This window comes from Thiomonas sp. FB-6 (assembly GCF_000377645.1).
Lineage (GTDB): Bacteria > Pseudomonadota > Gammaproteobacteria > Burkholderiales > Burkholderiaceae_C > Thiomonas_A.
In genome coordinates this window covers 156,388-167,266 of the sequence record NZ_KB898475.1, presented here as the reverse complement: position 1 = coordinate 167,266, position 10,879 = coordinate 156,388, and the positions used below count along the sequence as shown (strand labels likewise).

Below are 10,879 nucleotides of genomic sequence, written 5' to 3'. Positions count from 1 at the left end.
GGCGTCATCAAGCGGCTGTGGGGCTTCAGCAAGGTGCGCTATCGCGGACTGGATAAGAACGCGACGCGCGCGTTCGCCGCGCTGGCCTTGAGCAACATCTTCATGTGCCGAAATCGGCTCATGGCACAGGTGCGTCCATAAGGGCGCAAGGCGGGTCGAAAGGCTCGCGAATGAGGCCCGATGGGCGCCAAATCACCCTCATCGAATCGAGTTCCCGCATCCTGAAATCGTAGGGCCCGGCTTCTGCAAAAACAGGTGCTTCTTCAGCGTTGCCTTAGCGCGCGTGATGCGCCCTACTCTGCCGCCCAGAGTTGCTCCACGGTTCCGGGTTTGCTCCGCAACTTCCCGGGTTTGCTCCGCAACTTCATTGGACGGTTGACACCTAGACCTTGATCTCGGCTAGGACAAACCCCGGGTAGCGCCTGCGACCAGCGAGTTGGACGCCTAAAATCGGACGACCATGAAGCCAAAAGCCTTCCTGCTTCGGATCCTGGGCCGCCAAGTGAATGGTCAATGGACGGTGATGTGCCTGGACTTCTGCCTGGCTGCACAGGCCGACACGTACGTCGAAGCGCATCGACTCCTCAGGGCTCAGATCGAGAGCTACGTTCATGACATGTTCGACGGTCGAGATGTCGAACATGCGGAACACCTGATGACCCGACGCGCTCCGTTGAAGTACTGGATCATGTTCTACTGGTTCCGGGCACTGGGGCTGGCCTCGGGCGGACGCAAGCTCGGCAGTTCACGAAGCCATCACCTCTCTAGAGAGACGATAGCTGTCGGCGCATGAGTTCGGCTCATCCGCCGTTGACCTGCAGGGAGGTCAAGGAGATCTTGCGTGCCCTTGGTTTCTCGTTCCGGGAACAAAGCGGCTCGCATGAGCAATGGGTAAAGTGCGACGCCACAGGATTCTTGAAGGTCACGGTTGACTGCCCCAAAGCGCCCTTCAGCCAAGACCTGATATCGTTCATGGCCCGTCAGGCCGGTGTCAACAAGAAGCAGTTCTACGCGGCACTTGGCCGGTAGATCACCTTGTCGGGCTGACAAGCTTTCCTTTGCGGTGCTTGACGTAGTCCTTCGTCATAGCCGTCGATGAAGGTCTCACCCTCCCGGCGCCAGAACCCGCGAAGCCATCGCCCGGCGCGCAGCCTCAGGCCTCGAGGCGCACGACGGCACGAGCGCCGACGGCCTGGGCATAGCGTTGCACCGTGCGCAGCGATGGCGGCCGCCGGCCGCTTTCCAGGCGGGCCACCACGCTTTGCGTCGTGCCCATGCGCTGCGCCACCTCGGCCTGAACCTCGGGCACGGCGGCCAGTTCGGCCTTCATCTGCTTCAGGGACTTCATCGCATGGCCTCCAGGCGGGTGCGCGCGGTCTCGATGGCGACGCGCGAGGTTGTCCGCGTCTTCTTCACGAACACATGCAGCACGATCAGCGTGCGGCCCTGCCGCCTCCTGGCGCGCTCAGAAACGATGATCGAGGCCGGCGCCGCGCATGGTCGCCGACTGCGGTTCCACGCGCATGTGCGGGGCTTTGCGTTGCAGTTCCGGCAGGCCGTTCGGCACCTTGGCATCAGGGCGCATCGCGCCCGCGCGGGCCATACGCCTCGCTCAGCAGGCGCGCCAGCAGGCCGGCCGGGCTGTCGGGGTCCAGGCCGGCGCGATGCACCAGGCCGATGTCGCGGTGGAAGGTGTGGCGCCCGAGGTCGATGGCGCGTACTCCCGCCGGCCAGCGGCCGTGGCTGGCGGTCTGCGGCACCAGTGCCGCGCCCACGCCGTTGGCCACCAGGCGCACGATGGCGTCGAGTTCGTCGAGTTCGCAGACCTCGCGCACCCTGAGATGCGCGGCGCGCAGGAAGCGGTCGACCTGCCTGCCGCCGAAGGAGGCGCGGTCGTAGCGCACGAAAGGATGGGAGGCGAGGAGTTCGGCCCAATCGTCCCCCTTCGCCGAACGCGGCACCAGCAGGCGGAAGGGCTCGTGGGCCAGCGTGTTCCAGCGCAGGTCGCCTTGCAGCGCGAAGGGCGGGCGGATGACGGCAGCCATGCCGATCTCCCCGGCGTCGACGCGGTCGAGCAGTTCCATCGACAGGCCCGGGACCACGCGGCTGCGGCAGCGCGGCAGTTGCCGGTGGAAGGCGGCGAGCACCTGCGGCAGCACCGAACGCTGCACCGAGGCGATGGCGCCGAGTTCCACCGTCACCGCGGCCTGGGAGCCGGCCGCGCCGGAGCCGAGGCCGCCGAACAGCTGGAGAAGTTCCTGCGCGCGCTCCAGCACCTCGCGCCCACGGGCATTGAGCCGCGCCGAGCGGCCGGTGCGGTCGAACAGCGCGAAACCCAGCTCCGATTCCAGGCGCTGCATCTGCGCGCTCACCGCCGCCTGGGTGAGTCCGATCTTTTCGCCCGCGGCGGTAAACGTGCCCTCGCGCGCGACGGCGACGAAGGTCTTCAGCTCACGAAGCATGCACAAAGAGAATTGATGAGTCGGTCAAATATTAATTGGTTTGCATTCGTGCTCGCGCGGCCTAGCATGCTGCCGGACATGGACGACTTTCCGATCATGCGCTCCGTCGGCGACACCTGCCTGCTGGTGGAGTTCGGCCAGGGGGTGGACCCGGACATTCATCGCCGCGCCGTGGCCTTCGCGCAGCGCCTGCGCGCGGCCGCGTTGCCCGGCATCGACGACATCGTTCCGTCCTTCACGACGGTGGGCCTGCATTTCCGGCCCGAGGCGCTGCGGGCGCTACCTGGACAGACACCGCTGGCAGCGGTGGAAGCAGCCGCTCGCGCCCTGCTGGAGGCCGCGAACGCGGCGCCGCCGCCCGACGCTCGGGAAATCGAGATTCCGGTGTGCTACGGAGGGGACTGGGGCCCGGACCTCGGCGAGGTGGCACGGCGCGCCTGCGTCGCCCCGGAAGAGATCGTGCGCCTGCACGCGCGGGCGCCACGCAGCGTGTTCATGGTGGGGTTCGCCCCGGGGCATCCGTACATTGGCCTGTGGGGCGAGGCCTTCGACCTGCCCCGGCGCGCCACGCCGCGGGCGCGCGTGCCCGCCGGCACGGTGGGGGTGGCCAATCGCCAGTGCGTGATCTACCCCTTCGAACTGCCCAGCGGCTGGAACCTGATCGGGCGCACTCCGCTGCGCCTGTTCGACCCCGCGGCGCGGGAGCCCTGCCTGCTGACGCCGGGGGATCTTGTGCGCTTCGTGCCGGTGGGCCGCGAGGACTTCGAGCGCCTGCGGGAGCAGCCCGATGCCTGAGGCGGCGGCCGCGGTGGAGGTGCTCAAGCCGGGGGCCTTCAGCACCCTGCAGGACCTGGGACGGCGCGGCTTCCAGCACCTTGGCGTGTCGGTCTCGGGCGTGATGGACGAAGTCGCGCACCGCCTGGCCAACGCCGCGGTGGGCAACCCGCCCGAGGTCGCGACCCTGGAGATCACCCTGATCGGCCCCGTGCTGCGCTTTTGCTCGAGCGCGGTGATCGCCTGCTTCGGCGCCGACCTGTCTGCCAGCCTGAACGGCAAGGCGCTGGCCCCGGGCCGAGCGGTCAGCGTGCCGGCCGGCGCGACCCTGCGCTTCGGAGCGCGGCGCGCCGGACTACGCGCCTACCTGGCGGTGCGCGGTGGCTTCGCCCTGGAGCGGGTGCTGGGCAGCGCCAGCACCCTGGTGCGTGCCGGCCTCGGCGGTCATGCGGGCCGGCCGCTGGCCGCGGGCGACGTGCTGACGCTGGCGGCACCCCTCGGACCGGCACCACGGCGCGCAGCGCGCGCGCTGCGTGCGCAGCAGGCCTTGCTGGACGCGGCGGCCAACCCGGCGCCGTTGCGCGTCGTGCTCGGCAGCGAATGGCCGCAGTTCACGCCCGCCGCGCAGGCCGCCTGGCTGGGCGATGCCTGGCGCATCGGCGCCCAATCGGACCGCATGGGCTACCGGCTCGAAGGCCCCGTGCTGGAGCGCCGCGTGCGTGCGGACATGCTGTCGGAGACCGTCACCTTCGGCACGGTGCAGGTTCCTCCGGACGGACGGCCCATCGTGCTCATGGCCGACCGGCAGAGCACGGGCGGCTATCCGCGCATCGCCCAGGTGGCCACCGCGGACCTGCCGCGGCTGGCGCAGCGCGCGCCGGGCGAGATGCTGCGCTTCGAGACCATCGACGTGGAGGCCGCGCAGCGCCTGCTGCTGGAACGCGCGCGCCTGTTCGCGGACCTGGCCCCCGCCCCGCGCGCCTTGCGCTCCCTTCAAAGCCCCTGACCGCAACACCATGAACACCCTGGACCTGAACTGTGACATGGGAGAGGGCTTCGGCGTCTACGCCATGGGCGACGACGAGGCCTTGCTCGGCTACGTGAACTCGGCCAACATCGCCTGCGGCTTCCACGCCGGCGACCCCGGAACCATGGCCCGCACGGTGCGGGCGGCCACGGCGCGCGGCGTGGCCGTCGGCGCCCACCCCGGGCTGCCGGACCTGCTCGGCTTCGGGCGGCGCGCCATGGCCGTGTCCCCCGCCGAGGCCTACGACCTGGTGGTCTACCAGATCGGCGCGCTGCAGGCGGTGGCCGCGGCCGCCGGCACGCGGGTGCGCCACGTGAAGACCCACGGCGCGCTGGACAACATGGCGGTGGTGGACGAGAAGCTGTCGGAGGCTATCGGCCGCGCCGTGCGCGACGTCGATGCCTCGCTGCTGTTCTACGCCATGTCGGGCAGCGTCACCGCGACGGTCGCGCGCGGCCTGGGGCTGCACGTGGTGAGCGTGGTCTACGCCGACCGCAGCTACCAGGACGACGGCACCCTCACGCCCCGGCGCCAGCCCGGCGCCATGATCACCGACCTGCAGCAGTCGGTGGCGCAGGTGCGCGACATGCTGGAGCGGGGCTTCGTGCGGGCGCTGTCGGGGCGGGAGATTCCGATCGAGGCGCAGGCGCTGTCGCTGCACGGCGACCAGCCCGGCGCGGTAGCCTTCGCCACCGGGCTGACGCAGGCGCTGCGCGCAGGAGGCGTCCGGCTCGGCGCCGCGGCGGCACCGGCCACGGCCTGACCCCGCGCGGGCGGCGCCCCGGTAGGCGCGCCTCGCCCGGGCTACTTGGCGAACAGGCGGCCGATGTCGGCGAAGGCCTTGACCTCGATGGCGTTGCCCGAGGGATCCAGGAAGAACATCGTGGCCTGCTCGCCCGGCTGGCCCTTGAAGCGGATGTAGGGCTCGATCACGAATTCCACGCCCCGCGCCTGCAGGCGCTGCGACAGGGCTTCCCAGTCGGCCATGGGCAGCACCACGCCGAAGTGGCGCACCGGCACACCGTGGCCGTCGACGGCGCTGCGCTGGACCGCGCCGGTTTCGCCGGGCGCCAGGTGGGCGACGATCTGGTGGCCGTAGAAGTTGAAATCCACCCAGTCCTCGGAACTGCGCCCCTCGGGGCAGCCGAGCAGGCCGCCGTAGAACTGGCGAGCCAGCGCCAGGTCATGCACCGGAAAGGCGAGGTGGAAGGGAGACATCATGCCGGGGTTGGTGATGGGGGCTTGCATCGGATCGGGCTGGGCGAAAGAGAAAGGGGAACTCGCAGCACGCTGCGTGCGCCCCATGGTAGAGCCGGCGGGAGCAACGACAAAAGCGATAGTTCTTGGGGCTGACCATCACGAAGCCTTATGAATGAATCCCCCTCGGAGGCCATGCGCAGGCCGCGCGCGCCGCGGCAGCGCCGGTTATGCTCGCAGGGCCTCGGCTCAGCCTGCCTCGATCGACCATGCCCGCTCACGCGCCCTTCGTCCGCCGCCTGCTGCTCGCCGGACTCGCCGCCGGCCTGCTGGCCTTGAGCGCCTGCGCGGATCTGCGCTCGGCGCTGCGCGTGCAGGACCGCAGCCTGGCCGCGGTGCCGGCGGGCACCTACCGCCTCGACCCCGAACATTGCAGCGTGGTGTTCTCGGTGGACCACCTGGGCTTTTCCCGCTTCATCATGCGTTTCGATCGCATGCAGGCCACCCTGGTCTGGCCCGCCGCCGGCGTGGCCGACGCCCGTCTCGACGCGCGGGTGCGCAGCGACAGCGTGGACACCAACGTGCCCTTGCTGGACCGCGAGTTGCGCTCGCCGGCCATGCTGGACGCGGCGCACCAGGCCTTCATCCGGCTGCAGGCCCGCGGCTGGCGCGCCACCTCGGCGCGGCAGGGCGAGGTGGCCGCAGTGCTGAGCCTCGGCGAGGAGCACGTACCGCTGACGCTGCACGTGCGCTTCAACGGCTACGGTGTCGACCCGGTCACCGGCGCGCCCACCCTGGGTTTCTCGGCCACCGGGGAGTTCTCGCGCAGCCGCCTGGGCCTGAAGGCCTGGCCGGGACTGGTGGGCGACACCGTGCACCTGCGGGTCGAGGCGGAGTTCGTCGCGGCGCGGCCGGGCGAGCAGGGCTAACCGCCGGTCAGGGCCTGGAATACATGGACCACCGAGGCCTCGGACACCTGGTCGCGCAGCGTGGCGCGGTCGATCACGATGCGGCCGTCGATGCTCAGCGCCACGTGCCGGCGCAGCGCGCCGCGCTCGTCGAGCACGTAGTCCGTGAAGCCCGGGGCCAGGCGGTCCACCGCGCGCAGCACCTCGCCCACCGAGCCCGGCTCCACCTCCACGGGTCCCTCCCGCAGCGCGGGAAAGAACCGGTGCAGGTGCCGGGTGATTTCCACGGTGGGCATGGCGCTCACCCGAAGCGCACCGAGTAGACGGGCGGGAAGTTGTTGCCCAGGCAACGCCAGGAATCCCCGCGGTCCTCGGAGAGGTAGACGTTGCCGGTGCTGGTGCCGAAGCACAGGCAGTTGCCCGAGGCGTCGAGGGCGTGGCGCAGCACGATGTCGTAGGAATGCTCCTGCGGCAGGCCCTTGCGCAGTTCGGTCCACGTCCGGCCGGCGTCCTCGGTACGCGCCACGAACAGGCCGCCGCCGATGGCCATGCGCTGGGAATCGGCCCGCGCGGGCACCACCCAGGCGGTGCGCCCGTCCACCGCATCGGCCGCGATGGGGAAGCCGAAATGGGCCCCGGCCTCCGCTCGGCTGACCCGGCTCCAGTTCGCGGCCCCGTCCTCGCTGTGGAAGATCCCGCAATGGTTCTGCTGCCAGATGCGCTCCGGCTGCGCCGCGCAGGCGGCCACGAAATGCGGATCGTGCCCCCACTCGGCGCGTGGATCGGGCAGGTAGTCGTTGAGCATGCCCTGGTTGCTCCCGGCCCAGCTCAGCCCGCCGTCGGTGCTGCGCAGCACCCCGGCGGAGGAAGCCGCCACGAGCAGTCGCCGGCCGTCGCGGGGGTCGACGACGATGGAATGGATGCCCGGCTCGAACACCCCGTAGTCCACGCTGGCCGGCGTGCCGAACCAGCGGTTCTCGTGGGTCGCCTCGCCGGCGAACAGGTCCCCGCCGCGGCTGTCGTGGTTCCACAGCGGCCGGTTCAGCTCCCAGGTGTCGCCGCCGTCGTCACTGACGAACAGCCCCCCGGGGATGGTTCCCGCGTACAGGCGCCCGGGCTGCTCGGCGTTGCCGAAGGCCAGGGTCCAGATCTTGTACACGGTAGCGTCCCGGTACTCCGGCTGCGCCGCGGGTGCCGCGGGGTCGAAATCCGGGGTCGGCAGGTACTTGACGATGTAGCGTGCGCCCGCGGGGTACTTCAGCGAGGAGAGGTCCTCCCAGCTGGCACCGCCGTCGCGCGAGCGCGACAGCTTCGGCCCCCAGTGCCCATGGTCCAGCGAGGCCCACAAGGTGCCGTCGCGCGGGTCGCGCGCCGCGTAGCACACGGGAATGCCCGCGTGTTCGATCGGGCGCGGGCGCCAGGCCGAGGCCCCGCGGTCCAGCAGGACCGTGCCCTTGCGCGTGCCGAGCAGGATCATCGAGGTCATGCGCGCTCCCCGTCGTGGCCGTCGCGGCCGTCGTGGCTATTGCAGGTGCAGGGCTGCCAGCATACGCCGGGACTCGCGCAGGGCCTCCTGGATCGTGAATTCGAGATTGTCCGCCGTTCCGCGCAGGCGCAGCCTGCCGTCCAGCGCTCCGCGCAGCTCGGAGCGGGCCTTGCCGTCCCCGGCCTCGGCGCGCTCGGCCGCCACCGCGATCCAGTCGGCCTCCTGCAGCAACTCGTTCAGCGCGCGGTAGCGGCCGTCGATCTTGTCCAGCGGCAGCGGCTGGGTGTGGTGCCAGCGCACGGCCTCGGCCAGCGCGTCGGGCAGGCGCCACTTGCGCAGGGCCAGGTAGCCCAGCTCCGAATGGGTGAAGCCGCAGATCCGGGTTTCGGCCTCGATCAGTTCCTCGGGCGTGGCCCAGTCGGTCTCCTCGACGCTGCGCAGTTCCTCGGGCGCCTCCAGGTACAGCACGAAGCGCCCGATGTCGTGCAGCAGGCCGAACACGTAGGCTTCATCGGGCTCGCCGCGATGGTCCACGGCCAGCACGGACAGCTTGCGCATCAGCCAGGCCACGTCGATGGAGTGCTTCCACAGCATCTTCTCCCATTCGTAGCCGGGAACGAAGATGCGCGCCGCCGAATGCGCCAGGACCAGGTCCACCGCGCCGCGCGCGCCCACGCGCAGCATGGCCTCCTGGATGCTGGTGATCGGCCTGCCGGCTCCCAGCGCCGCCGAGTTGGCGTATTGCAGCAGCCGCGTGGCGAAGCCCGGGTCCGCGTGCAGGGCCTGCGCCACCTGGTCGAAATAGTCGTAGCTGTCCTGGCGCAGGCTCATGAGCCTGTGCACGACGTCCGGCAACAAGGGCAGGTCCTCGAGTCGCTTCTCGAGTCGGTCGAGCGCGCCGGCCGGCGGGATGGGCATGAGGGACCTCGCGAACTGCGAATGGGCGCTCCGGGCGGCGGCGTATTCGCTCTGCCCGGCGTCGGAGACCCCACGGTACTCCGCGCAGACCCGCCTTGGCAAGCGGTCCGCGGCTGGGGATCTACAAATTGCCCACCCGCGCGGAAAAGTTCACGGCGCGCCTGGCCCGGAACTTCGCATCCAGGCCTCGCCAAACGTCTAAAAGTCTGTCGCGGCCACCGGCCGCGCGAACAGAAAGCCCTGGAAGGCATCGCAACCCAGGCCCGCCAGATGCTCGTACTGGGCCGTGGTCTCCACGCCCTCGGCGATGACCTGCAGTCCCATGCCGTGGCCCATGGCGAGCACGGCCTGCACGATCAGCGCCGACGTGGGGTCCTGCGGCAGCTGGTCGACGAAGGACTTGTCGATCTTGAGCTGATCCAGCGGAAGCTGCGCCAGGTAGGCCAGCGAGGAGTTGCCGGTGCCGAAGTCGTCCAGCGCGACGCTCAGGCCCCGCGCGCGCAGCTCGCGCAGCTTGCGCACCGTGTCCTGCAGGTTCTCCAGCGCCAGGCTTTCGGTGATTTCCAGTTTCAGCCGGCGCGGGTCGGCCCCCGCCGCGGCGATGGCCCGCAACACGCGCTCGACGAAATCACCATGCCGGAACTGGCGCGCGCTGATGTTCACCGCCAGGGTCAGCGCGCAGTTTCCGTCCTCGCGCCCCCACGCGGCGAGCTGCACGCAGGCCTGCTCCAGGACCCATTGGCCCAGGGGCTCGATCAGGCCGGTCTGCTCGGCCAGCTCGATGAAGCACCCCGGCCCGAGCAGGCCCCGGACGGGGTGCATCCAGCGCAGCAGGGCCTCCGCGCCGATGCGCCGCCCCCGCGCGTCGTACTGGCCCTGGTAGACCAGCAGGAACTGCCGGGTCTCCAGCGCCGCGCGCAGGTCGGCCTCCAGCGCGTTGCGCGCTTCGAGTTCCTGCTGCATCGCCTGCTCGAAAAAACACAGTCCGCCCGGCCCCAGCTCCTTGGCGCGGTACATGGCCAGCTCGGCCTCGCGCATCAGCACGTCCACCTGCTCGGCATCGCCGTCGAACAGGGTCAGGCCGATGCTGGCGCCGCAGGAGACCGCGCGCGCGTCGAGCTGGAAAGGCTGCTGCAGCGCGTGGCGCAGCTTGGCCGCGATGCCGGCAGCGCGCGTGGCCGCCTCCGCGCGGCTGCGTCCCAGGCCCTCGACCAGCACCGCGAAGGTGTCGCCGCCGAAGCGCGCCAGCGTGTCCTCGGTGCGGATGGCCCGGCGCATGCGCTGCGCCGCCTGCACCAGCACGCGGTCGCCGAAGGCGTGGCCCAGCGAGTCGTTGACGTTCTTGAAGTCGTCCAGGTCGAGCAGCAGCAGCGCGCCGTACTCGCCGCTGCGCGAATCCGCCTGCAGCGCATGCGCCAGGCGGTCCTGCAACAGGCTGCGGTTGGGCAGCTCGGTCAGCGGGTCGTGGTAGCGCAGGTGCTCGATGCGGGCGCTGGCGCTTTTCTCGCGGGTGATGTCGGTGATGGATCCCACGTAATGCAGCACCTCGCCGTGCGCATCGCGAATGGCCGAGACGTCCAGGCGCTCGTGGTACAGGGAACCGTCACGGTGGCGGTTCACCAGTTCTCCCTGCCAATGCCCCTGCTCGCGCAACTGGCGCCACATGTCGGTGTAAAAGCCCGGGGCCTGCAGGCCCGAGCGCAGCATGCGGGGATTGCGCCCGACGATGTCCGCGGGCTCGTACCCGGTGATGCGGCTGAAGGCGCGGTTGACGCGCTGCACCACGCCGTTGGCGTCGGTCACCAGCATGCCCGCCTGCGACTCGAACACGGCGGCGGCGATGCGCAACTCGTGCTCGTCGCGCTTGCGGCGGGTGCCGAAGCGGCCTGCGATCGACCCGATGGCCTTGCCGGCGATCCGCCGCAGCCCCTTCCCGGGAACCCGCGCCTCCTGCGCGTCGAACTCGGAAGTAGGCGGCAGGTCGCAGGGGCGCATGGTCGAGGGCATCGGGCGCCGGGGAAGTCCGGCGGCCCGTGAAGGTCCGATGCCGGATTGTGCATGCAAGCATTGACGCGCCGCGCGGGATTCGGCGTCAATCTCCGGATCC

The 10,879-nt window shown here is 70.5% G+C and carries 13 protein-coding genes and 1 pseudogene; 6 read left to right on the top strand and 8 right to left on the bottom strand.

All coding sequences use genetic code 11. The features are described from left to right. Window positions 1–141, top strand: a pseudogene (locus tag D466_RS23865) (IS5/IS1182 family transposase); the annotation flags it as partial. Between the two features lie 468 nt (window positions 142–609). Here the strand turns inward: D466_RS23865 and D466_RS25105 are convergent. Beyond that, complete coding sequence (locus D466_RS25105) at window positions 610–690, bottom strand: hypothetical protein (protein ID WP_156004103.1); 81 nt, start codon at window positions 688–690, stop codon at window positions 610–612. 99 nt (window positions 691–789) lie between these two features. Here D466_RS25105 and D466_RS25100 point away from each other — a divergent pair, with 99 nt between their 5' ends. Then, a complete protein-coding gene (locus D466_RS25100) occupies window positions 790–1,029 on the top strand; it encodes a type II toxin-antitoxin system HicA family toxin (protein ID WP_018913038.1) in 240 nt (79 codons plus the stop codon). Between the two features lie 124 nt (window positions 1,030–1,153). On the opposite strand, the gene D466_RS0107190 is transcribed toward D466_RS25100, so the two are convergent. Both D466_RS0107190 and D466_RS20955 read right to left on the bottom strand, forming a co-directional pair. After that, window positions 1,154–1,348, bottom strand: coding sequence for a helix-turn-helix transcriptional regulator (locus D466_RS0107190; protein ID WP_018913037.1), 195 nt, complete (start codon window positions 1,346–1,348; stop codon window positions 1,154–1,156). Between the two features lie 226 nt (window positions 1,349–1,574). Continuing rightward, entirely contained in the window at window positions 1,575–2,462 is an 888-nt protein-coding gene (locus D466_RS20955; protein WP_038165605.1) for a LysR family transcriptional regulator, read from the bottom strand. Window positions 2,463–2,540: 78 nt separating this feature from the next. Here D466_RS20955 and pxpB point away from each other — a divergent pair, with 78 nt between their 5' ends. From pxpB to D466_RS0107165, 3 genes are read left to right on the top strand one after another with little or no spacing between them, the layout of a single operon-like run. Further along, on the top strand, window positions 2,541–3,257 hold the full coding sequence (gene pxpB, locus D466_RS0107175; RefSeq protein WP_026284999.1) for a 5-oxoprolinase subunit PxpB: 717 nt from the start codon (window positions 2,541–2,543) through the stop codon (window positions 3,255–3,257). Continuing rightward, on the top strand, window positions 3,250–4,242 hold the full coding sequence (locus D466_RS0107170) for a biotin-dependent carboxyltransferase family protein (RefSeq protein ID WP_018913033.1): 993 nt from the start codon (window positions 3,250–3,252) through the stop codon (window positions 4,240–4,242). The genes pxpB and D466_RS0107170 overlap by 8 nt, the downstream gene beginning before the upstream one ends. Window positions 4,243–4,252: 10 nt before the next feature. Next, entirely contained in the window at window positions 4,253–5,026 is a 774-nt protein-coding gene (locus D466_RS0107165; protein WP_018913032.1) for a LamB/YcsF family protein, read from the top strand. A gap of 41 nt (window positions 5,027–5,067) precedes the next feature. Here D466_RS0107165 and D466_RS0107160 read toward each other — a convergent pair whose 3' ends face one another. Further along, window positions 5,068–5,511: a VOC family protein gene (locus D466_RS0107160; protein ID WP_018913031.1), complete on the bottom strand. Its 444-nt coding sequence runs from the start codon at window positions 5,509–5,511 to the stop codon at window positions 5,068–5,070. Between the two features lie 218 nt (window positions 5,512–5,729). On the opposite strand from D466_RS0107160, the gene D466_RS0107155 reads away from it, so the two are divergent. Further along, window positions 5,730–6,389 carry a YceI family protein gene (locus D466_RS0107155; RefSeq protein ID WP_018913030.1) on the top strand — a complete coding sequence of 220 codons (660 nt, stop codon included), beginning with the start codon at window positions 5,730–5,732 and terminating at the stop codon, window positions 6,387–6,389. Here the strand turns inward: D466_RS0107155 and D466_RS0107150 are convergent. From D466_RS0107150 to D466_RS20950, 4 genes are all read right to left on the bottom strand, one after another. Continuing rightward, on the bottom strand, window positions 6,386–6,664 hold the full coding sequence (locus D466_RS0107150; RefSeq protein ID WP_026284997.1) for a MoaD/ThiS family protein: 279 nt from the start codon (window positions 6,662–6,664) through the stop codon (window positions 6,386–6,388). The genes D466_RS0107155 and D466_RS0107150 overlap by 4 nt on opposite strands. A 5-nt stretch (window positions 6,665–6,669) precedes the next feature. Continuing rightward, window positions 6,670–7,854 (bottom strand): hypothetical protein, encoded by a 1,185-nt coding sequence (locus D466_RS0107145; protein ID WP_018913028.1) that lies wholly within the window; start codon window positions 7,852–7,854, stop codon window positions 6,670–6,672. Between the two features lie 36 nt (window positions 7,855–7,890). Then, window positions 7,891–8,772 carry an HDOD domain-containing protein gene (locus D466_RS0107140; protein ID WP_018913027.1) on the bottom strand — a complete coding sequence of 294 codons (882 nt, stop codon included), beginning with the start codon at window positions 8,770–8,772 and terminating at the stop codon, window positions 7,891–7,893. Between the two features lie 198 nt (window positions 8,773–8,970). Further along, a complete protein-coding gene (locus D466_RS20950) occupies window positions 8,971–10,779 on the bottom strand; it encodes a bifunctional diguanylate cyclase/phosphodiesterase (RefSeq protein ID WP_018913026.1) in 1,809 nt (602 codons plus the stop codon). Window positions 10,780–10,879: the final 100 nt, after the last annotated feature.